The organism is Lentzea sp. NPDC058436, assembly GCF_042721515.1.
In the GTDB taxonomy this organism is placed as follows: Bacteria; Actinomycetota; Actinomycetes; order Mycobacteriales; family Pseudonocardiaceae; genus Lentzea.
This window is the reverse complement of sequence record NZ_JBHXLF010000006.1, coordinates 213726-240508: the sequence shown is the minus strand read 5'-3', so window position 1 is coordinate 240508 and position 26783 is coordinate 213726. Positions and strand designations below refer to the sequence as shown.

The 26783-nt window shown below is 69.3% G+C and carries 30 protein-coding genes; 12 read left to right on the top strand and 18 right to left on the bottom strand.

The genetic code is table 11. From position 1 onward, the window contains the following. Window positions 1-125: 125 nt before the first annotated feature. Window positions 126-1865 carry a 2-oxoglutarate dehydrogenase, E2 component, dihydrolipoamide succinyltransferase gene (gene sucB, locus ACFWN2_RS24595; RefSeq protein ID WP_382431004.1) on the bottom strand — a complete coding sequence of 580 codons (1740 nt, stop codon included), beginning with the start codon at window positions 1863-1865 and terminating at the stop codon, window positions 126-128. Window positions 1866-1916: 51 nt separating this feature from the next. Further along, window positions 1917-3305: a dihydrolipoyl dehydrogenase gene (gene lpdA / locus ACFWN2_RS24590; protein ID WP_382431002.1), complete on the bottom strand. Its 1389-nt coding sequence runs from the start codon at window positions 3303-3305 to the stop codon at window positions 1917-1919. 182 nt (window positions 3306-3487) lie between these two features. Between lpdA and ACFWN2_RS24585 the strand changes: the two genes are divergently transcribed. Beyond that, entirely contained in the window at window positions 3488-3814 is a 327-nt protein-coding gene (locus tag ACFWN2_RS24585) for an oxidoreductase (protein WP_382431000.1), read from the top strand. Here the strand turns inward: ACFWN2_RS24585 and ACFWN2_RS24580 are convergent. Both ACFWN2_RS24580 and ACFWN2_RS24575 read right to left on the bottom strand, forming a co-directional pair. Continuing rightward, window positions 3811-4779 (bottom strand): MerR family transcriptional regulator, encoded by a 969-nt coding sequence (locus tag ACFWN2_RS24580; RefSeq protein ID WP_382430998.1) that lies wholly within the window; start codon window positions 4777-4779, stop codon window positions 3811-3813. The genes ACFWN2_RS24585 and ACFWN2_RS24580 overlap by 4 nt on opposite strands. Before the next feature lie 45 nt (window positions 4780-4824). After that, on the bottom strand, window positions 4825-5286 hold the full coding sequence (locus ACFWN2_RS24575; protein WP_382430996.1) for an OsmC family protein: 462 nt from the start codon (window positions 5284-5286) through the stop codon (window positions 4825-4827). 182 nt (window positions 5287-5468) lie between these two features. Between ACFWN2_RS24575 and ACFWN2_RS24570 the strand changes: the two genes are divergently transcribed. Continuing rightward, complete coding sequence (locus ACFWN2_RS24570) at window positions 5469-6065, top strand: nucleotidyltransferase family protein (RefSeq protein WP_382430994.1); 597 nt, start codon at window positions 5469-5471, stop codon at window positions 6063-6065. Window positions 6066-6118: 53 nt separating this feature from the next. On the opposite strand, the gene ACFWN2_RS24565 is transcribed toward ACFWN2_RS24570, so the two are convergent. Then, window positions 6119-7591 carry a leucyl aminopeptidase gene (locus tag ACFWN2_RS24565; protein ID WP_382430992.1) on the bottom strand — a complete coding sequence of 491 codons (1473 nt, stop codon included), beginning with the start codon at window positions 7589-7591 and terminating at the stop codon, window positions 6119-6121. A 199-nt stretch (window positions 7592-7790) separates the two neighbouring features. Between ACFWN2_RS24565 and ACFWN2_RS24560 the strand changes: the two genes are divergently transcribed. Next, window positions 7791-9038 carry an APC family permease gene (locus ACFWN2_RS24560; protein ID WP_382430990.1) on the top strand — a complete coding sequence of 416 codons (1248 nt, stop codon included), beginning with the start codon at window positions 7791-7793 and terminating at the stop codon, window positions 9036-9038. Here ACFWN2_RS24560 and ACFWN2_RS24555 read toward each other — a convergent pair. Further along, window positions 8977-9246 (bottom strand): hypothetical protein, encoded by a 270-nt coding sequence (locus ACFWN2_RS24555; RefSeq protein WP_382430988.1) that lies wholly within the window; start codon window positions 9244-9246, stop codon window positions 8977-8979. The two genes, ACFWN2_RS24560 and ACFWN2_RS24555, sit on opposite strands and share 62 nt — an antisense overlap. Window positions 9247-9338: 92 nt before the next feature. On the opposite strand from ACFWN2_RS24555, the gene ACFWN2_RS24550 reads away from it, so the two are divergent. Next, window positions 9339-10430 carry a branched-chain amino acid aminotransferase gene (locus ACFWN2_RS24550; RefSeq protein ID WP_382430986.1) on the top strand — a complete coding sequence of 364 codons (1092 nt, stop codon included), beginning with the start codon at window positions 9339-9341 and terminating at the stop codon, window positions 10428-10430. A gap of 11 nt (window positions 10431-10441) precedes the next feature. Here the strand turns inward: ACFWN2_RS24550 and ACFWN2_RS24545 are convergent, their stop codons facing one another. The 3 genes from ACFWN2_RS24545 to cobU are packed head-to-tail and all read right to left on the bottom strand — an operon-like array spanning window position 10442 to window position 12914. Further along, complete coding sequence (locus ACFWN2_RS24545) at window positions 10442-11155, bottom strand: adenosylcobinamide-GDP ribazoletransferase (RefSeq protein WP_382430984.1); 714 nt, start codon at window positions 11153-11155, stop codon at window positions 10442-10444. Beyond that, window positions 11152-12348 carry a nicotinate-nucleotide--dimethylbenzimidazole phosphoribosyltransferase gene (gene cobT, locus ACFWN2_RS24540; protein ID WP_382430982.1) on the bottom strand — a complete coding sequence of 399 codons (1197 nt, stop codon included), beginning with the start codon at window positions 12346-12348 and terminating at the stop codon, window positions 11152-11154. Before cobT ends, ACFWN2_RS24545 begins: the two co-directional genes overlap by 4 nt. Window positions 12349-12374: 26 nt before the next feature. Next, entirely contained in the window at window positions 12375-12914 is a 540-nt protein-coding gene (gene cobU, locus ACFWN2_RS24535) for a bifunctional adenosylcobinamide kinase/adenosylcobinamide-phosphate guanylyltransferase (RefSeq protein WP_382430980.1), read from the bottom strand. A gap of 16 nt (window positions 12915-12930) precedes the next feature. On the opposite strand from cobU, the gene ACFWN2_RS24530 reads away from it, so the two are divergent. Then, window positions 12931-13131, top strand: a complete 201-nt coding sequence (locus tag ACFWN2_RS24530) for a hypothetical protein (RefSeq protein ID WP_382430978.1) — start codon at window positions 12931-12933, stop codon at window positions 13129-13131. A 1-nt stretch (window position 13132) separates the two neighbouring features. On the opposite strand, the gene ACFWN2_RS24525 is transcribed toward ACFWN2_RS24530, so the two are convergent. The 3 genes from ACFWN2_RS24525 to ACFWN2_RS24515 are packed head-to-tail and all read right to left on the bottom strand — an operon-like array spanning window position 13133 to window position 15416. After that, window positions 13133-14119 carry an aldo/keto reductase family protein gene (locus ACFWN2_RS24525; protein ID WP_382430976.1) on the bottom strand — a complete coding sequence of 329 codons (987 nt, stop codon included), beginning with the start codon at window positions 14117-14119 and terminating at the stop codon, window positions 13133-13135. 31 nt (window positions 14120-14150) lie between these two features. Further along, a complete protein-coding gene (locus ACFWN2_RS24520) occupies window positions 14151-14783 on the bottom strand; it encodes a class I SAM-dependent methyltransferase (RefSeq protein WP_382430974.1) in 633 nt (210 codons plus the stop codon). A gap of 6 nt (window positions 14784-14789) precedes the next feature. Next, window positions 14790-15416 (bottom strand): DUF3043 domain-containing protein, encoded by a 627-nt coding sequence (locus ACFWN2_RS24515; RefSeq protein ID WP_382430972.1) that lies wholly within the window; start codon window positions 15414-15416, stop codon window positions 14790-14792. A gap of 42 nt (window positions 15417-15458) precedes the next feature. Here ACFWN2_RS24515 and ACFWN2_RS24510 point away from each other — a divergent pair, with 42 nt between their 5' ends. Continuing rightward, window positions 15459-16598, top strand: a complete 1140-nt coding sequence (locus ACFWN2_RS24510) for a glycerate kinase (RefSeq protein ID WP_382430970.1) — start codon at window positions 15459-15461, stop codon at window positions 16596-16598. A gap of 170 nt (window positions 16599-16768) precedes the next feature. Then, complete coding sequence (locus tag ACFWN2_RS24505; RefSeq protein ID WP_089922497.1) at window positions 16769-17140, top strand: iron-sulfur cluster assembly accessory protein; 372 nt, start codon at window positions 16769-16771, stop codon at window positions 17138-17140. A gap of 218 nt (window positions 17141-17358) precedes the next feature. On the opposite strand, the gene ACFWN2_RS24500 is transcribed toward ACFWN2_RS24505, so the two are convergent. After that, window positions 17359-17532 (bottom strand): hypothetical protein, encoded by a 174-nt coding sequence (locus ACFWN2_RS24500; protein WP_382430968.1) that lies wholly within the window; start codon window positions 17530-17532, stop codon window positions 17359-17361. Between the two features lie 157 nt (window positions 17533-17689). Here ACFWN2_RS24500 and ACFWN2_RS24495 point away from each other — a divergent pair, with 157 nt between their 5' ends. Both ACFWN2_RS24495 and ACFWN2_RS24490 read left to right on the top strand, forming a co-directional pair. Then, window positions 17690-18622, top strand: a complete 933-nt coding sequence (locus ACFWN2_RS24495; protein ID WP_382431192.1) for a carbohydrate kinase family protein — start codon at window positions 17690-17692, stop codon at window positions 18620-18622. Window positions 18623-18629: 7 nt separating this feature from the next. Next, the gene (locus tag ACFWN2_RS24490) at window positions 18630-19394 is read left to right on the top strand and encodes a class I SAM-dependent methyltransferase (protein WP_382430966.1); all 765 of its coding nucleotides are present in this window, start codon (window positions 18630-18632) and stop codon (window positions 19392-19394) included. Window positions 19395-19465: 71 nt separating this feature from the next. Here the strand turns inward: ACFWN2_RS24490 and asnB are convergent, their stop codons facing one another. Continuing rightward, window positions 19466-21394: an asparagine synthase (glutamine-hydrolyzing) gene (asnB, locus tag ACFWN2_RS24485; protein WP_382430964.1), complete on the bottom strand. Its 1929-nt coding sequence runs from the start codon at window positions 21392-21394 to the stop codon at window positions 19466-19468. A gap of 193 nt (window positions 21395-21587) precedes the next feature. On the opposite strand from asnB, the gene coxB reads away from it, so the two are divergent. Both coxB and ACFWN2_RS24475 read left to right on the top strand, forming a co-directional pair. Next, window positions 21588-22520: a cytochrome c oxidase subunit II gene (coxB, locus tag ACFWN2_RS24480; protein WP_382430962.1), complete on the top strand. Its 933-nt coding sequence runs from the start codon at window positions 21588-21590 to the stop codon at window positions 22518-22520. Between the two features lie 14 nt (window positions 22521-22534). Continuing rightward, window positions 22535-22951: a cytochrome c oxidase subunit 4 gene (locus ACFWN2_RS24475; protein WP_382430960.1), complete on the top strand. Its 417-nt coding sequence runs from the start codon at window positions 22535-22537 to the stop codon at window positions 22949-22951. Between the two features lie 164 nt (window positions 22952-23115). Here ACFWN2_RS24475 and ACFWN2_RS24470 read toward each other — a convergent pair whose 3' ends face one another. The 4 genes from ACFWN2_RS24470 to ACFWN2_RS24455 all read right to left on the bottom strand — a co-directional run bounded on the left by ACFWN2_RS24470 (window position 23116) and on the right by ACFWN2_RS24455 (window position 26030). Then, on the bottom strand, window positions 23116-23796 hold the full coding sequence (locus ACFWN2_RS24470) for a lysophospholipid acyltransferase family protein (RefSeq protein ID WP_382430958.1): 681 nt from the start codon (window positions 23794-23796) through the stop codon (window positions 23116-23118). 296 nt (window positions 23797-24092) lie between these two features. After that, window positions 24093-25133 carry an anthranilate phosphoribosyltransferase gene (trpD, locus tag ACFWN2_RS24465; protein WP_382430956.1) on the bottom strand — a complete coding sequence of 347 codons (1041 nt, stop codon included), beginning with the start codon at window positions 25131-25133 and terminating at the stop codon, window positions 24093-24095. Between the two features lie 7 nt (window positions 25134-25140). After that, the gene (locus ACFWN2_RS24460; RefSeq protein ID WP_382430954.1) at window positions 25141-25551 is read right to left on the bottom strand and encodes a hypothetical protein; all 411 of its coding nucleotides are present in this window, start codon (window positions 25549-25551) and stop codon (window positions 25141-25143) included. A gap of 65 nt (window positions 25552-25616) precedes the next feature. After that, window positions 25617-26030: a hypothetical protein gene (locus ACFWN2_RS24455; RefSeq protein WP_382430952.1), complete on the bottom strand. Its 414-nt coding sequence runs from the start codon at window positions 26028-26030 to the stop codon at window positions 25617-25619. 93 nt (window positions 26031-26123) lie between these two features. Here ACFWN2_RS24455 and ACFWN2_RS24450 point away from each other — a divergent pair, with 93 nt between their 5' ends. Next, window positions 26124-26732 (top strand): heme-copper oxidase subunit III, encoded by a 609-nt coding sequence (locus tag ACFWN2_RS24450; protein ID WP_382430951.1) that lies wholly within the window; start codon window positions 26124-26126, stop codon window positions 26730-26732. The last annotated feature ends 51 nt before the right edge of the window (window positions 26733-26783 follow it).

The following is a 26783-nucleotide window of genomic DNA, read 5'->3' as shown; positions in this document are numbered from 1 at the left end:
CACAGTCACTCCTGACATATCGGACCCAGGATGTGCCGAAGGCCACCCCGGCAAACCGGGGTGGCCTTCAGGTCACACTTCTGCGATATCCGATATATCGGATATCAGTACTGTTCAGCGTGCAGTCAGAGACCGAGGTCGGCCTCGAACGCGCCCTCCTCAAGACGGTTCTTGACCGTCGTGAGGAAGCGGCCCGCGTCGGCACCGTCGACCAGGCGGTGGTCGTAGGTGAGCGCGAGGTACATCATCGAGCGGATCGCGATGGTGTCGTTGCCGTCCTCGTCGGTCATGACGACCGCGCGCTTCTTGACGACGCCGACGCCCAGGATGCCGACCTGCGGCTGCTGGATGATCGGGGTGTCGAAGAGGGCGCCGTTGCTGCCGAGGTTGGTCAGCGAGAACGTGCCACCGGCGAGCTCGTCCGGCGTGAGCTTGTTCGAACGGGCGCGCGCCGCCAGGTCACCGATCTTGTGGGCGATGCCCGACAGGTTCAGGTCACCGGCGTTGTGGATCACGGCGTTGAGCAGGCCGCGCTCCGTGTCGATCGCCAGACCGAGGTGCTCGGCACCGTGGTAGGTGACCTCCTTGCGCTCCTCGTCGATCGACGCGTTGAGCACCGGGTGGGCCTTGAGGGCCTCGATGGCGGCCTTGGCGAAGAACGGCAGGAACGTGAGCTTCGCGCCCTCGCGAGCCTCGAACGCCTTCTTGGCCTGGTTGCGCAGCCGGGCGATCTTGGTCACGTCGACCTCGAACACCTGGGTGAGCTGCGCCGACTGCTGCAGCGACTCACGCGTGCGCTGCGCGACGATCTGACGCAGACGCGGGAGCTTCTGCACGGTGCCGCGCTTGCCCGAGTTGTCGGCCGCGGCCGGGGCGGCGGTGCGAGCGGCGGGAGCGGACGCGGCCGGAGCAGCGGCGGCCGGTGCCGGAGCCGGGGCCTTCTTGGCCTCGACGGCGGCGAGCACGTCCTGCTTGCGGATGCGGCCACCGACGCCGGTGCCCTTGAGCGAGCCCAGGTCGATGCCGTTCTCCGACGCGAGCTTGCGCACGAGCGGCGTGACGTACGGCGTGCCGTTCGCGTCGTCGCTGGACGAAGCGGCGGCGGGAGCGGGCGCGGCCTGAGGAGCCGGAGCCGCCTGCGGAGCCGGTGCCTGCTGCTTCGGCGCCTCTTCCTGCTTCGGAGCGGGGGCCGGGGCCTCCTGCTTCGGCTCGGGCTTCGACTCCGGCGCGGGCGCCGACTGCGGGCTGCCCGAACCGATGACGGCGAGCTTGCCACCGACCTCGACGGTCTCGTCCTCACCGGCGCTGATCTCGAGCAGCGTGCCCGCGACCGGCGACGGGATCTCGGTGTCGACCTTGTCGGTCGAGACCTCGAGCAGCGGCTCGTCGACCTCGACGCTGTCGCCGACCTGCTTCAGCCAGCGGGTGACGGTGCCCTCGGTGACGGACTCGCCGAGCGCGGGCATCGTGACGTCGGTGCCCTCGGCAGAGCCACCGGACTGCGCGGGGGCCGGGGCCTCCTGCGCCTCCTCGGAAGGCTGCTGGCCCGACGGCTGCGTCTGCTGCGGCTCGGGCTCGGGGGCGGACTCCTGCGCCGGGGCGGGCGCGGGCTCGGCCGGAGCGGCGTCGCCGTCACCGATGACCGCGAGCTCGCCGCCGACCTCGACGGTGTCGTCCTCCTGCGCGACGATCTTCTGCAGGACGCCGGCCGCCGGGGACGGGATCTCGGTGTCGACCTTGTCGGTGGAGACCTCGAGCAACGGCTCGTCCACCTCCACCCGGTCGCCTTCCTGCTTCAACCACCGGGTGACCGTGCCCTCGGTGACGCTCTCACCGAGTGCGGGCATCTGGACGGAGAAGGCCATTGTTCGCTGACTCCTCGTGCTCTCGTGTGGCTGACTTTGTGTGGGGAACGGTCAGCCGTGCACGTGCAGCGGCTTGCCGGCCAGGGCGAGGAACGCCTCGCCGAGGGCTTCAGTCTGGGTCGGGTGGGCGTGGATCAGCGGAGCCACGTCCTCGGGGAAAGCCTCCCAGCTGTAGATCAGCTGTGCTTCACCGATGAGTTCGCCGACGCGCTCGCCGACCAGGGTGATGCCGACGACCGGGCCGTCGGGGGCCTTGACGAGCTTGACGCCACCGGCGGTCTTGAGGATCTGGCTCTTGCCGTTGCCCGCGAGGTCGTAGACGAACGTCTCGGCCGAGCCGTACTTCTCCTTGGCCGCGGCCTCGGTGAGACCGACGGAGGCGACCTCGGGCTTGCAGTAGGTGACGCGCGGGATGCCCGCCTCGTCGATGACCTTCGGGTTCTGGCCCGCGATCTCCTCGGCCACGAAGATGCCCTGCTGGAAACCGCGGTGCGCGAGCTGCAGGCCGGGCACGATGTCGCCGACGGCGTACACGTTCGGCAGGTTCGTGCGCAGGCGCTCGTCGGTGACGACGAAGCCGCGCTCGATCTTGACGCCGGCCTCCTCGTAGCCGTGACCCGCGCTGTTCGGGCCGCGGCCGACCGCGACGAGCAGCAGGTCGGCGTCGAGGACGTCGCCGTTCTCCAGCGTGACGGACACGGTCGTGTCGGTCTGGGTGGCGCCGGTGAACTTCACGCCGGTCTTGAACTTGATGCCGCGCTTGCGGAACGCGCGCTCCAGCTGCTTGGACGCGTACTCGTCCTCGGCAGGGACCAGGCGGGGCAGGGCCTCGACGATGGTCACGTCGGCGCCGAACGAACGCCACACGCTCGCGAACTCCACACCGATGACGCCGCCGCCGAGGACGACGACCTTCTCGGGGATGAAGTCGAGGTTGAGCGCCTGGTCGCTGGTGACGACCCGGCCGCCGATGTCGAGACCCGGCAGGCTGCGGGCGTACGAACCGGTCGCGAGGACCACGTTCTTGCCGGTGTAGCGCTGGCCGTTCACCTCGACGGTGTTCGGGCCGACGAACGTGCCGGCGCCCTCGACGAAGGTGACCTTGTTGGCCTTCGCGAGACCCTGCAGGCCCTTGTAGAGCCGCGAGATCACGCCGTCCTTGTACGAGTTGACGCCGTTGATGTCGATGCCTTCGAGCGAGCTCTTCACACCGAACTGGTCGCCTTCGCGGGCGTTGTCCGCGACCTCGGCCGCGTGCAGCAGCGCCTTGGTCGGGATGCAGCCGCGGTGCAGGCACGTGCCACCCAGCTTGTCCTTCTCGACCAGGACGACGGACAGGCCCAGCTCGGCCGCGCGGAACGCGCAGGCGTAGCCACCTGAACCACCGCCGAGGATGACGAGATCGGCGTTGGTGGCCGACTCCAGTTCCGGCGAAGTCACTTCGGATCTCCTCGGGATTACTTACTACGCGCGGGTGCGCGCGAGGTACGCGGCCATCTTGTCACTAGTAGCCGAAGCGCGGTGATCCGGCATGGGGACACCGCCTCCGAATCCTGATCATTCACCTACTCATAACACCCTTTCCTGGCACCATGGAGGTGGCAAGCCACAGGAGGTGCCCGATGGGGCTGTTCGACCGTTTCCGCAGGAAGCCACGCCCAGGTGTGCTGCGTACCGCCTCCAACCAGGACACGAGTCACCTGGAGCAGTGGACCAAGAGCCGCCAGGGCGTCGAGGCCTATGTGGAACCGAAGACCACGGTGACCGAAACCACTGTGGTCCTGGTCGCTCACGACGGCGAGTGGACCCGCCGCAGGGTCGCGTCGCCGGACGCCGCGAAGTCGTTCGCACGCAAACTCGGCATGCCGATCTACGACGCCGGCATCGTCGGTTACCCCAAGCGCATGCGCGACTACACGGCGCGGCAGAAGAAACTGGGCAACGGCTAGACCGCCTGGATCGCCTCGGCGATCCAGGCCTCGCTCGCGCCGGTGCCGATCTCGTCCGCCACCGGGTTGATCGTCGCCATCAGCGACACGTACCGCTCCAGCACGCCCTCGAACTCCGCGACGGCCTTCTTCGCGTGGTGGTCCACGACCGGGTCGGGCTCACGCACCGACCGCTTCAACTCCGCGGGCGCGGACCCGGTCAGCCCGGCGAGCGAGGCGAGCAACCGCCCGCCGATCTCACGCCCGCGCGGCGATCCGGGCTCCACTCCGGACCGTTCCGCCTCCCACGCCTCGACCTCGACCAGCCGGTGCTCCTCGACGCGCGCCATCACCTCCGGCGACGTCACCCGTGCCGCCTCCGGTGCGGCGAAGGAGGTGTGGAAGAACCGCCGCACCTCAGCGCGGAAGTCCGCGTCCCGCACCAGGTCCGCGAGTTCGATCCACGCCTGCAACTGCTCGGTCTCCGGCTCCTCTGGCAGCACGGGCCGCAACCGGTGCAGGTGCTCGGTGAACGCGGGGTGCACCGCCAGCCCGTCCGTGATCTCGTGCCAGAAACCGTCGAGCAACAGCTCACGGTCCTCATCGGACAGTGAGACGAGCTCGTGCATCAACGCGGTCTGCCGTGCGGTGCTGCCCTGACTCACGACGGTCCGCAACACGGCGCGCCGGGCTTTCAGTTGCCGCAGCTGCTGTTCGACGATCACGAGATGCGCGCTCGCGAGGTCGTGCAACGACGTCTCGTCGGCCAGCACCCGCCGCACGTCCTCGACGCTCGCCCCGAGATCGCGCAAGGTCCGCACGAACTCCAGCCGCGCGATCGCCTCGACGTCGTAGAGCCGGTACCCGCCATCGGTGTGCCCGGTGGGCGGCACAACGCCCTCGTCCGCGTAGAACCTGATGGCGCTCACACTCATTCCGGTGCGGCGCGCGACATCCCCGATGGGGTACAGCTGATCGTCGTTCATGACGGCCACCATGCTGTCTCGACCAGCTTGAGACTCAAGCCCTTTTCACACCACGGTCGGTTCGTGCCGCACGGGGAAGTTGACGCTGGCCGCGATGAAACACATCGAGTGCGCCTTCTCGTGCAACGCCTGCGCGGTCTCCCTGGTGTCCGGATCGGCGACGGAGACGACCGGGTTCAGCAACACCTCGGTCATCCGCCCCGACCCGTCGGGGTGCTCGGTCATCGTGCCGGTCGCGTGGTCGCGGTAGCCGGTGACGACGACGCCGTTGACGGACGCGAGGTGCAGGAACCAGAGCATGTGGCACTGCGACAACGACACGACCAGCAACTCCTCGGGGTTGTACCGGCCGCGGTCACCCCGGAAGGACGGGTCGGACGACCCGAGGATCGGCTCCTTGCCCTCGATCCGGATCTCGTGCGCGCGCTCGTAGGCCGTGTACCCGGAAGTCCCGCTCCCGGTGTTCCCGGTCCAGACGACGTCGGCCTCGTAGCGATGCGTCCCCATGTGGAAATCCTCCTCTCCTCACGCGCCGGCGCCTAGCGGTGTTCGACCGGCGGTTCCGCGCGATTCCTCCGGGCGAGGTCTTTTCCGGCCGAACGAGACGCGGCCTTTCTTTCGTTTCTCGCGCGGGCTGGGAGAATCGGTGGTAGTTGCGGCGGTATTCGCGCACCCAGGGGAGAGCGGACATGCGACTGGGCAGGTTGCCCGTCGGTGAACAGGTCGAAGCGTTGCGAGCGGTTCTGACGCGCAACGAGGTGCTGACCGACGTCCTCGCCCGAGCCGCCGAACTGCGGCTGCCGGGCTGGTACCTGACGGCGGGATGCGTGGTCCAGACGGTGTGGAACGTCGTGACCGGCAGGCCCGCCGCGGACGGGATTCTTGACCACGACCTGTTTTACTTCGACGCGACCGACCTGTCCTGGGAAGCAGAGGACGCGGTCATCCGGACCGGCCGCGAGCGGTTCGCAGGCCTGCCCGCGACGGTCGAGATCCGCAACGAGGCCCGCGTCCACCTCTGGTACGAGCAGAAGTTCGGGGTGCCGTGCCCACCCCACGACTCGACCGAGTCGGCCATCGACTCGTTCGCCGCCACCACGTGCTGCGTCGGGGTGCGCGTGGCCCCTGACGGGACGTGGCGGGTCTACGCGCCGCACGGCCTGTCCGACGTGTTCGACCTCGTCGTCCGACCCAACCCCGTGCTCGCGCCGCGTGACGTCTACGAGGCCAAGACTTCCCGCTGGCGCCGGCAGTGGCCGTCGCTGACCGTCCTCCCGTGGCCCTGAAGAGCAGAACGGGCGGAGACCCCGAAGGATCTCCGCCCGTCCGTGAAGCGAACTCAGCCGTTGGCCGCGATGTCCGCCAGCACGGCCGCGATGGTCCGCACCGGAACACCGGTGCCGCCCTTCGAGGTGTAGCCGTACGGCCCACCCGAGTGGAACGCCGGACCGGCGATGTCGATGTGCGCCCACTGCACGCCCTCGGCCACGAACTCGCGCAGGAACAGACCCGCCGCGAGCATGCCGCCCCAGCGGTGGCCGGTGACGTTCGCGAGGTCCGCGAGGCGCGAGTCGAGGTCCGCGCGCAGCTCCTCGGGCAGCGGCATCGGCCACGCCGACTCGCCGACCGCGGTGCCGATGGCGGCCACGCGGTCGCGGAACTCGTCGGAGCCCATGACGCCCGAGGTGCGCTTGCCCAGCGCGACGACCTGCGCGCCGGTCAGGGTCGCGGTCTCGATCAGGTAGTCGGGGTTGTCCTCGCACGCGCGCACGATGGCGTCGGACAGGATCAGGCGACCCTCGGCGTCGGTGTTGAGCACCTCGACGGTCTTGCCGCCGTACATGGTCAGCACGTCGCCGGGGCGGTACGCGTCACCGGACGGCATGTTCTCCGCCATCGGGACCGACGCGATGATCTCCAGCGGGTACTTGAGCTTCGCGGCGAGCACCATCGTGGCGACGATCGCGGCGGCGCCCGACATGTCCGAGGTCATCTCGTCCATGCCCGCGGCCGGCTTGATCGAGATGCCGCCGGTGTCGAACGTGATGCCCTTGCCGACGAGCGCGACCTTCTTGACGGCCTTCGTGCCCTTGTACGAGATGCGCACGAGACGCGGCTGGCGGGTCGAGCCGACGCCGACGCCGAGGATGCCGCCGAAGCCCTGCTTCTTCAGGGCCTTCTCGTCGAGGATCTCGACGTCGAGACCGGCCGCGGTGGCGAGCTTCTCCGCGCGGGCCGCGAACGAGGCGGGGTACAGGTCGTTCGGCGGCGTGTTGATGAAGTCGCGCGCGATGGCGACGGACTCGGCGATCGCGACAGCGGCCTTCAGCGCGGCCTTGTTCTCCTTGGAACCGGCGGCGTGCAGGTCGACCTTCGCGACCGGGCCCTCACCCTTGTCGGACTTGTACTCGGTGAACGAGTACGCGCCGAGCAGCGTGCCCTCGGCCGCGGCACCGACGTGCAGCGCGGCGAGCGTGTTGATCGCGCGCTTCTTGCCGCCGAGCGCGCGGGCGGCGACACCGGACGCGCGGCGCACCTGCTCCTCGCCCGCGGTCTTGCCGAGGCCGACGGCGAGCACGAGCGGAGCGGCGATCTTGCCGAAGGTCGGCACCTTCACCAGCTCGTCGGCCTTGCCGGACGCGCGCAGGGTGGCGAGCACGTCGAGCAGCGCGCCGTCGAACGCGGCGGCGACCGCTTCGGCACCGGCGGCGAGCTCCAGACCGTCCGCACCCTGCAGGGTGCCCACGACGACTGCGTCCGCGGCGGTGGTGCTCAGGTCACCCTCGGTGAGGGCCAGCTTCGGGGCTGTCACGTGCTGCTCCAGGGTTGTGCGTGCGGGGGCTCAGGATCGTGACCCATGCTAAAGGTCGGATTGGTCCAGCCATGCCCAGCCCCGCCACGTTCGACGCAATCCGTGACGTTCACAGTTGCGCACAGTGGCGATTCGCCCGTTTCGCGCATCAACCGACCGGGTGGTTACGGCCGGATGCCCCATCTGAGAACGTGTACGCGTGACCCACACGCCTCGCGAGATCGTCACGACGGTCGCGCTCGGTCTTCCCGCGGTGCTCGGAGCGGGGGTCTTCGCCGGATTCGTCCCCGCCGCAGGTCTTGCGGGCTGGTGGGTGCTCCCGGCGCTGGCCATCTCCGCGTTCGCCGCCCTGTGCTCGGCCTTCTCCACCGCTGACCAGTCACGGGCTTACCCGGACGTCGGCGGCGGTTACGGATACGTGCGCGCGCAGCTCGGCGTGTGGCCCGCACGGATGACGGCGAGCGCACACCTGCTCGGCCGTGGCGCCATGGCCGCCGCGGTGGCGTTGATGTTCGGCGCGTACGTCGTGCCGGACCAGCCGATGATCGGCGCGCTCGCCCTCGTCGTCGCGACGGCGCTGCTCGGCGCGGCCGGGTTCCGCTTCACCGCGGGCATCAGCGTGCTGGTGTCGGTGGTCGTCCTCGTCGTGCTGGCACTGGTCGTCGCGGCGAGCTTCTCGATCGCGCCCGTGCCGTCGGCGGGGGAGGCCGGCACCGTCAACGAGCTCGTCGGCGTCGCGGGTCTGATGTTCGTGGCGTTCGCGGGCTTCGAACGGATCACCGCCCCGCACCGCGGTGAGCGGCCGCACCCGCCGTCCGTGCTGAAGATCGCGATCCCCGTCCTCATCGGACTGTCGTTCGCCGTCTACCTGGCCGTGGGCGCCGGTGTGCTCCGTCAGCTCGGCAGCGCGCGCCTCGCGTTGTCACCGGCGCCGCTGCGGGACGCGCTCGTCGCGGCCGACTCGGCGGTGCTGGTGCCGCTGGTGCAGATCGCCGCGGCGGTGGCCGGTGTGGCCGCGCTGCACTTCGTCCTCGCGTCCGCGCACCGCACGCTGACCGGCCTGGCCGAGGACGGCGACCTGCCGACCCGCCTGCGGCCCGGCGCGCTCTCGCTCGTCGTGGCCTTCGCCTCCGTGCTCGCGGTCGTGCTGATGCCGCTGGACCTGGCGCTGGGCGTGGCGGCCTGCGGGACGTTGTTCTACTACGCCTTCACGAACGCGTCGGCGCGCGTGCTGCTGCAGAACGACCGCACGTGGCCCATGCGCACGGCCTGCCTCGGACTCGGGCTCTCCGTGCTGCTCGCGATGAGCATGCCGGTGCCCGCGCTGCTCATCTCCCTCGCGGGGCTGGGCGTGGGCACGGGCCTCATCGGCCTGTCGGCGTCCGTCAGGTCGTCGATGAAAGGAAAACGAGAAGCGTCACCACAACACACACCGCAAGGCCGATGACACGGCCGTTGGTCGCCGGCTTGTCCTTGCTGATGCCGTAGTACGTCGCCAGGAAGAAGATCGCGAGGAAGACCGCGAGCACGACCCCGCCCACGCCGCCGATGACCCAGCCGTCCAGGAGGGTCATGCCGGTGCCCAGGACGAGCAGTGCTGCCTGTAAGACGGTGCGGACGTCGGCACCCGTTGATGATCGCTGCGGCTCGGTCATGTCCGGGGACTCTATAGAGTGTGACTTAGTAGGACGTCCGAGTTTTGGGAAGTGGATTTTCCGTATCCCGACCTGCGGGTTACCGTGCTCCCATGACGAGCGCGTTGCCTTTCACCCGGACCTCCCACCCGCACCCGGCGACCCCGGAACGCGTAGCGGAGGTACTTGCCAAGCCGGGCTTCGGGCAGCACTTCACCGACCACATGGTGACGATCCGCTGGAACCGCGAGAAGGGCTGGCACGACGCTGAAGTCGGCCCGTACTCCACCCTCGCACTGGACCCCGCGGCAATGGTGCTGCACTACGGCCAGGCGATCTTCGAAGGGCTCAAGGCCTACCGGCAGCCCGACGGTTCGATCGCGTCCTTCCGCCCCGCGGCGAACGCCGAGCGCTTCCGCGCGTCGGCCCGCCGCATGGCGATGCCCGAACTCCCCGACGAGCTCTTCCTGGAGTCCGTGCGGCAGATCCTCGCGGTCGACGACCGCTGGGTGCCGTCCGCCCCGGAGGAGTCCCTCTACCTGCGCCCCTTCATGATCTCCACGGAGAAGGGCCTCGGCGTGCGACCCGCGTCCGAGTACCTCTACGTGCTGATCGCCTCTCCCGCCGGCTCCTACTTCGCGGGCGGCGTCAAGCCGGTGAGCGTGTGGCTCTCGACCGAGTACGTCCGCGCGGCTCCCGGTGGCACCGGCGCCGCCAAGTTCGCCGGCAACTACGCCGCGTCCCTCGTGGCGCAGGCGCAGGCCGCCGAGAAGGGCTGCGACCAGGTCGTCTGGCTCGACGCGGTGGAACGCCGCTGGGTCGAGGAGATGGGTGGCATGAACCTGTTCTTCGTCTTCGGGGACAAGGTGGTCACGCCGGAGCTGACCGGCACGCTGCTGCCCGGAATCACCCGGAGCTCGTTGCTGGAGCTGGCCTCCGACCTCGGACTGACCGTGGAGCAGCGCCGCATCTCGACCGACGAGTGGGAGAAGGCCAACGCCTCCGGTGAGCTCACCGAGGTCTTCGCCTGTGGCACGGCGGCGGTCATCACGCCCGTCGGCCACGTCAAGCACGCCGGTGGCGAGTTCGACGTCGCCGACGGCGGCACCGGCTCGGTGACGAAGCAGCTGCGCGAGCGCCTGACCGGCCTCCAGCACGGCGCCGTCGCCGACACCCACGGCTGGATGACCACGCTCAAGTCCTGAGCCTGGACGTTTCAGGCGATCACCAGCACGGCCAGAAGCGCGATTTCGGCGGCAGCACCGAGCACATCACCGGTGATGCCGCCGAAACGCTTTCCGGTGTGCTTCACCAGCACCCACACGAGCGCGAACGCGACGACGACGGCGACGACCGCCCGCCACCCGAGCGGAATCGCCGCCGCGGCGAGCACCACCCACGTGCCGATGACCATCAACGGGTGCTGTGTGCCCGCAACGAGCGCACCCAGCCCCTCGGGCCGTGCGGCGGGCACACCGCGCAGGCAGCAGATCCCGAACGCCGCCCGGCTCGTCGCGAACGCGAGCAGCACGACACCCCAGTGGGCGTGGGGGAGCGCGGCGGCCTGCGCGCCGAGCACGACGATCAGCGAGACGACGCCGAACGGTCCGGCGCCGCCGTCCTTCATGACCTTCAGCGCGCGTTCCGGCGGCCCGTAACAACCGAGCCCGTCGGCGACGTCGGCGAGCCCGTCGAGGTGCATACCGCGTGTCGACAGCGCGACGACGCCGACGACCAGGAACCCCGCCACGAGCGCCGATATATTGGATATCGCGAGCAGGTGCAGCACGCCGACGACGAACGCGCCGATGACGACGCCGACGACGGGTGTCCAGGCGATGGCCCGGCCTGCCGCTCGCTTGTCGACCCCGTGTTCGATGCCGGCGACCCGCAGCGGCAGGACCGTCAGCCAGGAGAAGGCGAGCTTCACCCAGCCGTGTTTTCCGGGACCGTGTTTTCTGGGGTCGCGTCTTCGTCGGTCGCGTCTTCGCGGACCACGTTCTGCTCGCCCGCGTTCTTCAGGCCCGCATTTGTCTGGTCCGCATTTGTCTGGTCCGCGTTCTTCTCGGTCTGGGGCGCGTCCTCGCGGTTCGTGACGCCGGCGCTCTCGAACGTCGCCATCTCCGCGAGCACCTTCACCGCCGAGACCAGCAACGGCAGCGCCGCCACCGCGCCGGAGCCCTCACCGAGCCGCATCCCGAACTCCAGCAGCGGCTTCAGGTTGAGGTGCCCGAGCGCGATCGCGTGCGCGGGCTCGGCCGACTCGTGCCCGGCCACCCACCACGCCCGCGCACCCGGCGCCAGCTCCTCGGCGACGACCGCGGCCGCACCGACGACGACGCCGTCGAGCACGACCGGCGTCTTCCGCACGGCGGCCTGCGCCAGGAACCCGGCCATCGCGGCGATGTCGGCGCCACCGGCCGTCGCGAGCAACGACACCGGGTCGCTGATCTGCAGGCGGGCCCGGCGCAGCGCGTCCCGGATCGCCGCCGTCTTGCGCATCCACGCCTGGTCGTCGATGCCGGTGCCGCGCCCGACGACCGAGACGGGCTCCGAGCCGGTCAGCGACGCGATCAGCACGGCGGCGGGCGTCGTGTTGCCGATGCCCATGTCACCGGCGACGAGCACGTCGGCGCCCGCGTCGACCTCCTCGTCGGCGAGCCCGCGGCCCGCCGCGATCGCGAGCTCGCACTGCTCGCGGGTGAGTGCGTCCTCGCGGTCGATCGACCCGGACGAGCGCCGGACCTTGTGCTGGCTGACGGCGGCCGGGGTGTCGGCGTCGACGGCCATGTCGACCACGCGCACCGTGGCGCCCGCGACCTGCGCGAGCACGTTCACCGCGGCGCCGCCGGTCAGGAAGTTCGTGACCATCTGGCCGGTCACCTCGCTCGGGAACGCCGACACGCCCTGGGCGGTGATGCCGTGGTCGCCCGCGAACACGACGACGCGCGGCCGCACGAACGGCTTCGGCGGCACGACCCCCTGGCAGGCCGCGATCCAGTTGCCCAGCTCCTCGAGCCGTCCGAGCGAGCCGACCGGCTTGGTCAGCACCGCGTGCCGGGCCTCGGCCTCGCGCAGAACGGTCTCGTCCGGCGGTTCAACCGACGGGAACTCGGTGCTCACCTGGTCGCTCCTATCCCTGCTTGTGATCAACGCAGTGTCAACGGGATGCCCGCGACGAGGAGCGTGACCTCGTCGCACACCTCGGCGACGCGCGCGTTGAGCGCACCGAGGTGATCGCGGAAGAGCCTGCCAGAGCGCGTCGACGGGATGACGCCGAGGCCGACCTCCGCCGTCACGAGCACCAGGCGCGCCCGGCACGTGGCGACCGAACGCACGAGCTGGTCGAGGTGCGGCGTGATGGAGTCCGCGTGGTCGCCCTCCCACGCCTGCGCGTCGTCGAGCACGCCGACCAGCCACGTCGACAGGTCGTCCACCAGGATCGGCGGGTCCTCGTACTGCGTCGCGGTGAGCAGGGCGGGCAGGTCGGCCGGAGCCGAGGCCTCCACCGTGTGCCAGGTGGACGGACGGCGGGCGACGTGCTGGGCGATCCGCGCGTCCCAGTCGGGGTCGTCCGGATATCTGCGCGCCGTGGCGACGTAGGTCACGACCGGCTCGGTGAGCAGGCCTTCCGCGTGCGCTGACTTGCCGGAACGCGCTCCGCCGAGCACGAGCGTGCGAGGTGACAAGAGTTAGCCTTCGTCCGTGGAATATCGCTGGAGGTACCAGGATGCACACGGACGCGACGTCGCGGGCCCGGATGTGATGTTCACCGACCAGGGCGAGGCCGAGGACTGGTTCAGCGCCCAGTGGCGTGACCTGCTCGACGCCGGGGTCGAACAGGTCACGCTGCTGCGGTCGGAGTCCGAGGTGTACGGCCCGATGAGCCTGCACCCCGCCGGCTGACTCAGCCCTGGGCGGTGAGCCTCGGGTCGTCGGTGACGAGGCCCTCCAGCACGGTGTCGATCTTCTTGAGCAGTTCGGCGTCGAGCTTCACGCCGACCGCCTTGACGTTCTCCGTCACCTGCTCGGGACGCGACGCGCCGATGATCGCGGAGGCGACGTTCGGGTTCTGCAGCACCCACGCCACCGCGAGCTGGGCCAGCGTGAGCCCGGCCTCCTCGGCGATCGGCTTCAGGTTCTGCACGGCGGTGAGGACGTCGTCCCGCATCCACCGGGCGATCATCTTCGAGCCGCGCTCGTCGGTCGCCCGCGAGCCCTCCGGGAGGTCGGCGCCCGGCAGGTACTTGCCGGTCAGGACGCCCTGGGCGATCGGCGAGAAGACGATCTGCGAGATCCCCTCACGCTCGGAAGCAGGGATCACCTGCGGCTCGATCACGCGCCACAACATCGAGTACTGCGGCTGGTGGGAGACCAGCGGCACGTTCAGCTCACGGGCGAGTGCCGCGCCGCGGGAGATCTGCTCGGCCGTCCACTCCGACACACCGAGGTAGAGCACCTTGCCCTGCCGGACGAGGTCCGCGAAGGCCGTCATCGTCTCTTCCAGCGGGACCGTCTCGTCCCACCGGTGCGCCTGGTAGAGGTCGACGTAGTCGGTCTGCAGGCGCTTCAGGGACGCGTTCGCGGACTCGATGATGTGCTTGCGGCCGAGCCCGCGGTCGTTGGGGCCGCCCGGTCCGGTCGGCCAGTAGACCTTCGTGAAGATTTCGAGTGACTCGCGGCGCTCGCCCTTCAGCGCGCGTCCGAGCACCGATTCCGCCGCTGTGTTCGCGTACACGTCGGCGGTGTCGTAGCTGCTCACGCCCGCTTCGAGGGCGGCACGCACACACGCGGTGGCGGCGTCCTCCTCGATCTGCGAACCGTGGGTGAGCCAGTTGCCGTACGTGATCGCGCTGATGTTCAAGCCGCTACGGCCGAGACGTCGAAACTCCATGCCCGCAGCCTAAACCAGATCGTTCGTGCTGCTAATGAACTTCGGGTGAGTGCCACACCATGGAATATCGCCAGAACAGGCACCGCCGGATCCGCGCGCCAGGAACGATCTCGGCCGCCGCCGCGCGGATCTCGGCCAGCGTCGGCGCGTTCATCACGACCGGCATGTCGACGTCGTACGGCTTGCCCGCGGTGCCGGTGACGGCCTTCGCGAGACCGACGAGGGCGTTCGCGGGCAACGTCACCACCTCCGTCGCCCAGTCCGCGGGCGTCGTCGTGAGGTACAGCCCGACGACCACCAGCGTGCCGCCCGGCGCGGTCAACTCCGCGAGCCGGCCGAGACCTTCGCGCAGCGGGAGGTGGTGCAGGCTCGCCTCGGCGGTGACGACGTCGTAGCGCCCGAGGTCGTGGGTCAGCACGTCACCGCGGATCCACCGCACCCGGCTGTTCGTCGCGCTCGCGAGCTCGATCATGCGCTCGCTCGCGTCGATGGCCGTGACCTCGTCCGCCGGGATCGACCGCGCCAGCACGCCGTGGCCGCAGCCGACGTCCAGCGCCGAACGGACCCGTGACGGCAACTGCCGGAGCAGCCACCGGCGGTACCACGCGTTGTGGTCCCACCAGAGCTTCTCCGGCAGCTGGAGCTTGAACGGCTTCGCGCGCACTCTGGCTTACTTGATCCCTTCGCCCGCTTTCACGCGTGGCTTGGGCACGCGCAGCTTGCGGATCTGGCTCGCGCGGATGAACGAGTACCAGCCGATCGACAGACCCTTGATCGGCTCGGTCGGGAACTTCGCCCGCACCCGCTTGGTGACGAGGCGGCCGAGCACGACGCCCTCGATGACCATCGCGAGCAGCATGAACGTCGTCGCGAGCGTCGCGTACCGCTGCACGGCGAGCGACGGCGTCAGCAGCGCCACGAACACCAGGACCGCGAGCGGCATGAACAGACCCATGAGGTTGCGGCGCGAGTCGACGAGGTCGCGGATGTACGCCTTCACCGGACCGCGGTCGCGCGGCAGCAGGTACTTGTCCTCGCCCGCCATCATGCGCTGACGACGCTCGTTGGCCGCGGCACGGCGCTCTTCCTTGCTCACCTTGTTGCCGCGCATGCGCTTGAACGCCTCGCGCTGCGTGCGGGGAGGAGGGGGCACCGGACCGCTGCGCCGACCCTGCGCCTCACGCCGCTTCGGCGTGGGCCGGCCCTTACCCGCGGAACGGGCGGAATCGGCGACCTCGTCGGTCGCCTCGGTGGCCGGGGCTTCGGTGTCGGCGGCGTTTCGGCGCAAGAACCTCACACCATCAGGGTAGGGCAGCGGGTTTTCTGTACCTTTCGCGAGGTGCGCGTACTCATCGCTCCGGACTGCTTCGGCGGCACCCTGACCGCCCGCGAGGCCGCTGACGCCATCGCCACCGGCTGGCGCGAAGCCAAGCCCGACGACGTCGTCACCCAACGCCCGCTCGCCGACGGAGGCCCCGGCTTCGTCGACGTCCTGCACGCCGCGTTGAACGGCGATATCCGATATATCACCGTCACCGGCCCGCTGGGAGAACCGGTGGAGGCGCGCTGGCTCAGCGTGCACACGGCCAGTCTTGATGGGGACAGTCCTGATTCGGCCAGTCCCGTTGTGGACAGTCCCAATGCAGGCGGTCGACGCGTTGCATACATCGAGTCGGCGGAGGCGTGCGGCCTCCACCTCATCCCAGCGGAACTCCGCCCGCAGTCCTGCGAGACGGCGACGACGCGAGGCGTCGGCGAGCTCATCAGGGCAGCCGCGGTTGACAACGATGTCATCTACATCGGCCTCGGCGGCTCCGGCACGACCGACGGCGGCGCCGGCATGCTCGCGGCGCTGTCCGGCGCCAGCGCTCACGACGACGCCGTCGTCGACACCGACACCGACGACGGCGTCGTCGACCTGACCGGTACATCGCTGGTCGTCGCGTCCGATGTCGAGAACCCGCTGCTCGGCCCGCACGGCGCCGCCAGGACGTTCGGTCCGCAGAAGGGCGCGTCCCCGGAGGCCGTCGAACGCCTCGAAGCGAAGCTCGCCGCCATGGACGTCCTCAAACCCGTAGCCGATATATCGGGCGCCGGAGCGGCAGGCGGCCTGGGCGCCGCTCTCCTCTCCCTGGGCGCGACGGTGACGTCGGGCGCGGGCCTCGTCCGCGAACTCACCGGCCTCGACGCCGCCCTCGACGACGCCGACGTCGTCGTCACCGGCGAAGGCAGCTTCGACTGGCAGTCGCTGCGCGGCAAGCTCATCACCGCCGTCGCCTCGGGCGCCGCCGAACGCGGCATCCCGTGCGTCGCCGTCGCGGGCCAGGTCAGCGTCGGCCGGCGCGAGATGGGCGCCGCCGGCGTCCAGGAGGCCTACTCGGTGTCCGAGCACGTCGGCTCGGTGCAGAAGGCGATGGCGGAGGCCCGCGCGAGTCTCGTCGAGACGGCCCGGCACGTCGCGAACCAGTGGTCGCGCTGACCTGGCGAGGCGCGCACTGATATATCGGCTGCCCCGAGGGTGGTCTACGTGACAGTCGACACCTAGGTCGACATGAGGCGTCCTTGTGGGACCATGGGAGTAGGAACAAGGCGGGGAACGCCCGTGTTGTTGATGGGTGAACCGCCCGCAAAGGACCTCTTAGGAGAGCCATGACGACCGCTCAGGATGCCGCTTCGACCGCCTCCGAGGCGCCCAGCCACGGCGTGACGCTGACCGACGCGGCCGCCGTCAAGGCCAAGGCGCTGCTCGACCAGGAGGGCCGCGACGACATGCACCTGCGCATCGCCGTCCAGCCCGGTGGTTGCGCCGGCCTTCGCTACCAGCTGTTCTTCGACGAGCGTGCGCTCGACGGTGACGCGATGGTCGACTTCAACGGCATGAAGGTCGCCGTCGACCGCATGAGCGCCCCGTACGTCGAAGGTGCCGTCATCGACTTCGTGGACACGATCGAGAAGCAGGGCTTCACGATCGACAACCCGAACGCCGGCGGGTCGTGCGCCTGCGGCGACTCGTTCCACTAAGGCGAACAAAGCGAGAGGCCGCGTTCCCGCATCGACGGGAACGCGGCCTTTCCGCGTGTGCACTGGAAACCCTGCCAGGAAAGACCCGGACGGGGGACGAAGGGGCAGACCTGAACGTCAGTCGTTGAAGGTCGGAGCCCGGGGAACAGACGCTGAAGGCCGGACCACGAGGGGTCGGTCGCTGAAGGCCGGATCCTGAGGATCAGGTCGCCGGAGGGTCAGACGCCGTACTCGGCGAGGCCTTCGACCTGGTGGGCGCACCGCTCGTCGACCTGCCACGGCGCGGCGTCGCGCGGGGCGGGGAGGGGGTGCTCGGGGTGGATGAGAGCGAAGGGGAGCTGCGCGCAGTCCTCGATCAGTTCACTCATCGTGGTCGCCTCTGGGATCGTCACTTTCTGACCGTATGACGGCTGTCTGACCTGCGGTAGCCCTACCAAACAGTAGTCTTCACCGCGGTACTCGTCCGGGTGAGTAGTCACGTAGCGCAACAAGAAAAGAGGAGCCGACGTGCCCCTAGCCGTGTGCGGCAGCATCGCGACCGACCATCTGATGCACTTTCCGGGTCGATTCGCGGACCAGCTGGTCGCGGAGCGTCTCGACCGCGTGTCACTGAGCTTCCTGGTCGACGACCTCGTGGTCCGTCGCGGTGGCATCGGCGCGAACATCGCGTTCGGCCTCGGTGTGCTCGGGGTCAGGCCGGTGCTCGTCGGCGCCGTCGGCAAGGACTTCGACGACTACCGCTCGTGGCTGGAGCGGCACGGTGTCGACACGTCCGGCGTGTACGTGTCCGAGGTCGCGCACACCGCGCGGTTCGTCTGCACGACGGACGACGACATGTGCCAGATCGCCTCGTTCTACGCGGGCGCGATGGCCGAGTCGCGCAACATCGAGCTCGCGCCGATCGCCGGCCGCGTCGAGAACCTCGAACTCGTCGTCATCAGCCCGGACGACCCCGCCGCCATGCTCCGCCACGCCGAGGAGTGCCGTCAGCGCGGCTACAAGTTCGCCGTCGACCCGTCGCAGCAGCTCGCCCGCATGGACGGCGAGCAGGCGCGCGCGTTCATCGAGGGCGCCGAGTACCTCTTCAGCAACGACTACGAGTGGGAACTGCTGCTGCAGAAGACCGGCTGGACCGAGGCCGACGTCCTCGCCCGCGTCGGCAAGCGCGTCACCACGCTCGGCGCCAAGGGCGTCGAGATCGTCGACCGCGACGGCTTCTCGCTGCACGTCCCCGCCGTCCCCGAGGTCGCGAAGACCGACCCGACCGGCGTCGGCGACGGCTTCCGCGCGGGCTTCCTGGCGGGCATCACCGCGGGTCTGAGCATCGAACGTGCTGCTCAGCTGGGTTCGTTCATCGCCGTTGAGGTGCTGGAGACCGTGGGCACGCAGGAGTGGGTCATCGAGCGCGAGGCGGCTCTGGCCCGCATTCGTGGCGCGTTCGGTGCGGAAGCCGCTGAGGAGATCGCCCCCGTCCTGCCATGATCGGACAATGGGGACGTACCTGTTCGGCGACACCGGTGAGTCGCTCGACCCGAAGTTCGACGCGCTGAGCTCCCTGCTCGACGCGGGCACGTTCGCCCGCGTCGAGCAGCTGGGAGTGGCGGACGGCTGGCGCTGCCTTGAGGTCGGAGGTGGCGGGGGATCGGTGACGAACTGGCTGGCCGACGTCGTCGCGCCGTCCGGGCACGTGACCGTCACCGACATCGACGTCACACGGCTCGAGGAACGCGACAACGTCACCGTCCTGGAGCACGACGTAGTATCCAATATATTGCCGGGCAACGCGTTCGACCTGGTCCACGCCCGCCTGGTGCTCTTCTACCTCCCCGCCCGCGAGCTCGTTCTGCGCAAGCTCCGCGACTCGCTGCGTCCCGGCGGCTGGCTCGTGCTGGAGGAGTTCGACTGCCTCCCGCTCGACGTCCTCTCCGCCGCTCCCGACGACGCGAAGCTGATCATGCGGGTGAAGAACGCCCTGCTGACGTTGCTGGACCAGGCAGGCGCCGAACTGGCGTGGGGCGCGCGCATCGAGAGGGCGTTGCTCGACGCCGGGCTGAACGACGTCAGCGGCTCGCGCGACGTGCGGGAGTGGGAGGGCGGGTCCGCCGGGTGCCGGCTGCTCGCCACGACCGCGCGCCTGGTGCGCTCGAAGCTCCCGCTCACCGACGCCGAGTTCGACCGCTACCTGGAGCTGATGGCGTCCCCGGAGACCGTCGTCAGCTCGTACGCGATGTGCAGCGCCCAGGGGCGTCGGTGAACACAGGGTCGTCGGTAAGCCAGGGCCGCCGGTAGAAGCGAAAGGGCCCCTCCGGAGAGGGGCCCCACGACCTACAGCTTGACCGGGTAGTGCGGTTCCGGCACCACTGGGTGGATGCGGCTCTCGACGAAGATGCCGTGCCAGATCATGAACACCAGCAGTGCCCAGATGCGGCGGCTGTGGTCGAGCACGCCCGAGCGGTGCTCCTCGATCAGCCGCAGCACCGCGGTCTTGTCGATGTACTGGTCGGTCTGCGACGACCGCACGACGTCGACGGCCCAGTCGTGCATCTCGTCCTTGAGCCAGTGCCGGATCGGCACGGGGAAGCCGAGCTTGCGGCGGTTCAGCACGTGCGCCGGCACGATGTCGCGGATCGCCTTGCGCAGCGCGAACTTCGTCGTGTCCTTCGTGATCTTCAACTCACTCGGGATCTGCGACGCGATCTTGAAGACCTCGGGGTCGAGGAACGGGACGCGCAGCTCCAGCGAGTTCGCCATGGTCATCTTGTCGGCCTTGACCAGGATGTCCCCGCGCAGCCACGTGAACAGGTCGACGTGCTGCATGCGCGTCACCGGGTCCCAGGCCGCCGACTCGCGGTACGGCTGGGCCGTCGCGTCCATGTGGGACACCGCCGGGTCGTACGTCTTCAGCACCTGACGCAGGTGGTCGTCGAGGAAGATGCGCGCGTTGCCGTAGTAGCGCTCCTCCAGCGTCAAAGCGCCACGACGCAGCAGGTCCTTGCCGCGCACGCCGTGCGGGATCTTCGTGGAGACCTTGCCCATCGCCTTGCGCAGCGCGCCCGGCACCTTCTCGAAGCCCGCCAGCGACAACGGCTCGCGGTAGATCGTGTAGCCGCCGAACAGCTCGTCCGCGCCCTCGCCGGACAGCACGACCTTCACGTGCTGACGCGCCTCACGGGCGATGAACCACAACGGCACCAACGCCGGGTCGGCCACCGGGTCGTCGAGGTACCAGGTGATCAGCGGCAGCGAGTCCATCATCTCCTGTGCGCTGACCGTGCGGACCACGTGCTTCACGCCGATCAGCGCCGCGGACTCCGCCGCCACGTCGACCTCGGAGAACCCCTGGCGCTCGAACCCGGTGGTGAACGTGATCAGGTCCGGGTTGTGCTCCTTGGCCAGCGCCGCGACCACGGTGGAGTCGATGCCGCCGGACAGGAACGAGCCGACCGTCACGTCCGCGCGCATGTGCTTGGCGACCGAGTCGCGCAGCGCGGCCGTGATCTCGTCGTACAGCGCGTTCGCCTCGCCCTCGCTGCGCACCGTGCGGACCTTGAAGTTCGCCGGGAAGTACCGCTCGAACCTCGGCGACTCGCCGGGGGCCAGCGTGAACGAGTGTCCCGACTCGACGCGCTGGATGTCGTCGTGCAGCGAGGCGGGCTCCGGCACGTACTGCAGCGTGAGGTAGTGCTGCAGGCCCTTGACGTTCATCTTCGGCGCGATGCCGATCGAGGATGCGATCTCCAGCAGGATCTTCTTCTCGCTGGCGAACGCCACACCGCTCTGGCCCTGCGCCCAGTACAGCGGCTTGATGCCGAACGGGTCGCGGCCGCCGAACAGGACGTCGCGCTCGGAGTCCCAGATGATGAAGGCGAACATGCCGCGCAGCTTCGTGATCGCCGCGGGCCCGAAGTAGTGGTACGCGGCGACGATCGTCTCGGTGTCGCCGTCGGTGTGGAAGACCGCGCCGTGCTTCTCGGTGAGCTCGGCCCGCAGCTCCAGGTAGTTGTAGATCTCGCCGTTGAAGTTGATCGTGTACCGGCTCGGCGACTCCGCCGGACCCCAGGTCAGCGGCTGGTGGGAGTGCTCGATGTCGATGATGGCGAGCCGGTTGAAGCCGAAGACGACCTCGTCGACCCGACGGGTCCCGCTCTCGTCCGGCCCGCGGTGCCGCATGCAGCGCAGCGCCGCCTCCACCGCCGGACGTGCGTTCTCAGCCTCGTTCTCGCTGGGGCAAACAAGTCCTGCCAGGCCGCACAAGGCTCTCGCACCTCTCAAAAGACATGAAGGGGAAGACCACGGGGAAGTCCCCAGTATGCCGAAAGGCCTCCGTGTGACCGAAACTGCACCGCAGCGGCAGTGCCCCCAAGGGGTGAGCGTGGTTGCGCTGGGCTACGCTCCCGCTTGATCCGTTGGCATGGCCAGTAGTTGTGAACGAGGAGGCGGGCGAGCAGTGGGCCTGAAGGAGGGCACCAGGGCATCCCGGCTGGCGAAGACCGCCGGGCTGGTCGGCCTGGTCGGTATCGGGGCCACCGGTTGCTCCACGGACGAGGTGCTGCGCTTCGGATGGCCGCAGGCCGTCACGCCGCAGGCCGAGAAGATGCGCGAGCTCTGGACCTGGTCCGTGATCGCCGCGCTCGTCGTCGGCGTCATCGTGTGGGGCCTGATCCTGTGGTCCGTGGTGTTCCACCGCAAGAAGTCGGAGGAGCTGCCGCGTCAGACGGCGTACAACCTCCCGCTGGAGATCGTGCTCATCGTCGTGCCGACGGTGATCGTGGCGGTGTTGTTCTACTTCACCGCCATCACGCAGAACTACGTCACGGACAAGTCGGGCAAGCCCGACGTGAACGTCGACGTGATCGCGTTCCAGTGGAACTGGGAGTTCCAGTACCCGGACCACAAGACCGAAGAGGGCAACGTCGTCAGCACGGTCGGCACCTCGGGCGAGGTCCCGATCATGGTGCTGCCGGCCGGCAAGCGCATCCAGTTCACGCTGCGCTCGACCGACGTCATCCACTCGTTCTTCGTGCCGGAGTTCCACTTCAAGCGGGACGTCTTCCCGCACCCGGAGAAGAACAACCAGGACAACGTCTTCCAGATCGACCAGATCGACCGTCCCGGTGCGTTCGTCGGCCGTTGCGCCGAGCTCTGCGGCTCGTACCACGCGGTGATGAACTTCGAGGTCCGCGCTCTCGAACAGGCCGACTTCGACAGGTACATCGAGCTCCGCAAGGAGATCAACGAGAAGACGGGCAAGCCGTACACCACGGCCGAGGCCCTGTCTCAGGTGAACTGTGACGAGTGGTGCTCACCGCTGGCCACGACGACCACCCCGTTCAACACCGACCGGACGGCCCGTGAGGCCTCCGGCGCGGGCCAGAAGTAGGGACACGCCCCGCGATGAAGATCGAAGCTCGCGTATTCGACCTGGTGATGGCCTTCTCGTTCCTGATGGCCGTCGTCTACGGCTACTGGACGCACCTGGCGACCGGCCACGTCGAGCCCACCGGCACGGTGGCGCTCGCGCTGACCGGCGGCCTGGCCCTCATCACCGGCACCTACTTCCGGTTCGTCGCCCGCCGCATCGAGGTGCGGCCGGAGGACAACCCCGACGCCGAGGTGTCCGACGGCGCCGGTGAGCTGGGCTTCTTCAGCCCGGGCTCGTACTGGCCGGTCGGTCTCGCGGCCGCGGCGGCGACCACGGGTGTCGCGGTGGCGTTCTGGCACGTGTGGCTGCTGGTGATCGCCATCGTCATGGTGCTGGTCATGGTCGGCGGCCTGGTGTTCGAATACCACACCGGTCCGAACCACGACTGATATCCGATATACCGGATATCGCGAGGTTTCGTCGAGGCCCTCTCCATTCCGGAGGGGGCCTCGACGTTTTCGGCTGATATCCGGCATGTGATACATCGCATATCGCGCGAAATGGCCCTCCCCGCCGTGGCGGAGAGGGCCATTTCGCTGTTTCTGGAGGCGGGTTACGCCGCCGCGGCGACCGGGGTCTTCTGGTACGCGTCGACGTACTCCTGGCCGCTCAGGTCGAGGATGCGGTAGATGATCTCGTCGGTGACGCTGCGCAGCACCGGCAGCGACTCCTGCATGCCGTCGTAGCGGCTGAAGTCGAGCGGCTCGCCGAAGCGGACCGTCACCGGGACGATCTTCGGGAACCTGCTGCCGACGGGCTGCACCTTGTCCGTGCCGATGATGCCGACGGGGATGACCGGGGCACCGGACTCCAGCGCCATGCGGGCGACCCCCGTGCGGCCGCGGTGCAGCATGCCGTCGAGCGAGCGCGTGCCCTCCGGGTAGATGGCGAACGCGTCTCCGCGCGCGAGGATCTCGGCGGCCGTGTCGAGGGCGGCGCGGGCGTCACGGCCCTTGCCGCGGTGCACCGGCACGTGGCCCAGCGACGAGAAGAACCGGCGCGACAGCGAGCCCTTGAGGCCCTTGCCCGTGAAGTACTCGGCCTTCGCGAGGAACGACACCCGGCGCGGCACGACCATGGGGATCACGACGCTGTCGATGAAGCTGAGGTGGTTGGCCGCCAGGATGACGGGGCCGTCGGTGGGGATGTTCTCCAAGCCCTCCACCACCGGGCGGTAGACAAGGCGGGCAGTGCGCGCGACGACGTGCTTCATCACCGGGTAGAGGAGGGCCATGACTCCAGCATTCCAGGTGACGATTGCCACGGCGTTACCACGTGAGGCGCATCTCGGGCCCATCACTCGCTCGGACTACGCCCATGCGGCTTCCGTGCGAGCAGGGTCACGTGCCGACGACGACGTGTGACGAAACAGGCGTGGAACGGCCTCGGTTCGCGCCCGATCGGTGTCGGTGCGAACGGATCCGCACGCCGCTTTGTCAGCGATCGGGTGACTCGCGGCGAAGCGGTTCGTTGCGGTGGCGTTGCCGAATCCACCGCACCCGCGGGCGGGTCTCCCCGCCCGCGAGGGCTCTAGCCCTTGATGGCCTGTGAGAGCTCCACCCAGCGGCCCAGCAGGCTCGCCGCGGCACCCGAGTCGACGGCGTCGGCCGCACGGCTCAGCGAGGCCGTCAGGTCGGCGTGCAGGTCGTCGGAGAACCCGCCGTGCGCCGCGATGGCCCCGGCCGCGTTCACCAGCACCGCGTCGCGCACCGAACCGGTCTTGCCGGCGACGAGGTCGCGGACCACCTGGGCGTTGACCGACGGGTCGCCGCCCTTCAGGTCCTCCTCGCGCGCGGGCTTCACGCCGAGCACGACCGGGTCGATGGTCTCGGTGCGGACGACGCCGTCCTGGGCGAGCCAGGCGGACGTCGTCGTGGTCGTCGTGATCTCGTCGAGGCCGTCGTCGCCCCGCACGACCAGCGCGGTGTTGTTCCGCCGCGCGAACACGCCGGCGATCAGCGGTGCCGCGGCCGCCCGCGCGCAGCCGATCAGGCCGACGGTGGGTTGCGCGGGGTTCGTCAGCGGGCCGAGCAGGTTGAACGACGTCGGGATGCCGATCTCGCGCCGCACCGGGCCCGCGTGCCGGAAGCCGGGGTGGAACACCGGTGCGAAGCAGAAGCCGATGCCCAGCTCGCGCACGGTCCGCCGCACGCCCTCGGCCGGCAGGTCGATCGCGACGCCCAGCGCCTCCAGCACGTCGGCCGTGCCGCACTGCGACGACGCCGCGCGGTTGCCGTGCTTGACGACCGGCACGCCCGCGGCGGCCGTGATGATCGCGGCCATCGTCGAGATGTTGACCGAACCGGAGTGGTCACCGCCGGTGCCCACGATGTCGGTCGCCCGCACGTCCACCGTGAACCGGTTCGCGTGCTCCAGCATCATCGTCGCGAGGCCGTCGACCTCCTCCGGCGTCTCGCCCTTGGCGCGCAGCGCGACGATGAACGCCGCGATCTGCGCCGCCGTCGCCTCGCCCGACATCACCTGGTCCATTCCCCAGGCGGTGTCGTCGGCCGTCAGGTCGACGCCGTCGAGCAGGCGGTTGAGCAGCGAGGGCCAGGTGCGCTGGCTCATGGCGGGATCAGCCCCTGACGACGGGCACAGCCGAGCCCCGCAGCACCTCGGCCACGGTCTCGGCGGCGGCCAGCGGGTCCAGCGGGTGCACCAGCACCGCGTCCGCCTGCGACCAGGTCGCGAGCCACCTGTCGTCCTTGCGGCGAACCGCCACGACGACCGGCGGGCAGTTCGTGATCTCGTCCTTGAGCTGGCGGGACAGGCCCATGCCACCGGTCGGCTGCGCCTCGCCGTCGAGGATCAGCAGGTCGACGGTGCCGTTGTCCACCTCGTAGAGGACGTCCGCGATCGTGCCGACCTCGACGTAGTCGACGCGGGCCAGGTCGGGCGCCGGACGGCGGCCGACCGCCGTGATGATCGTCTCACGCACCTCGGGACGGTGGCTGAACACCAGGATCTTCGTGGTCTGCGTGCTCATCTCTGGGCCCTCCGCTGCGACTGCCGACTGCGGTCCTGAAGAAAGTGACCAAGGTCGCCACGATGCTATCGGGCGGGCTCGCGCGGCTTCTGCAGGGCGTCCCAGCCCAGGGCCTCACCGCCCAGCCGCTGCGCCAGCGACGCCATCCGCGACCGCTCCTGGGCGCAGTGCAGCGCGTCCAGCTTCTGCACCCGACTGATATGCGATATATCACCGGCCACGAGCACCCAGCCGTCGGGAGTGAGCAGCTCTCGCACGCGTTCTACCTGGTCAGCGGGGATGCGCACGTGGTGGCGGAGCACGGCGAGGTCGTCGGCGCGCCACTGCGGCGAACGGGCCAGAGCGGCCGAATCGGCCTCCGCGATGTCGAACGCCTCGACCACCACGACGAGTGCCGGGTCGTCGATCGACAACGACTGCTCCTCCTCCCGGCCCAGGAGCCGGGACAGCCCGTCCCGCATTCGGCCCAGCAAGCTCATTCGTTGATCTCCTCGCGATCACCCGCTGTGTGACCCGTCCGGCCCGTGATCCGCGCAGGACCCGATGGGCGGACGGAAATTCCGCAAGCAATAATGCTGCGCGTGACCACGGCAGCGCCTTCAATCGGCCAGCGCGTGCACTCGCTGAACCGCCCGAACATGGTCAGCGTCGGCACGATCGTCTGGCTGTCCAGTGAGCTCATGTTCTTCGCTGGCCTCTTCGCCATGTTCTTCACGGTGAAGGCCCAGAACGAGGGACCTTGGCCCCCGCCCCCCACCCACCTGAACGTCCCCTACGCGGCGGTCTTCACGATCATCCTGGTCGCGTCGTCCTTCACCTGTCAGTGGGGCGTGTTCGCGGCAGAGCGCGGGGACGTCTTCGGTCTGCGTCGCTGGTACATCGTGACGCTGATCATGGGTGCGATCTTCGTGGGTGGTCAGGCCGGTGAGTACGTCGAACTCGTCGAGCACGGCACCACGATCCCGTCCTCGGCCTACGGCACGGTCTTCTACCTGACGACGGGCTTCCACGGCCTGCACGTCATCGGTGGTCTGATCGCGTTCGTCTACCTGTTGATCCGGACGAAGCTCAGCAAGTTCACGCCGGCACAGGCCACCTCCGCGATCGTCGTGTCGTACTACTGGCACTTCGTCGACGTCGTGTGGATCGGCCTGTTCGCCATCATCTACATCGTGCCCTGACCCAGCCGGCACGCAGCCAAGCCACGAGCTCCCGAACTGACAGCAAGGGTT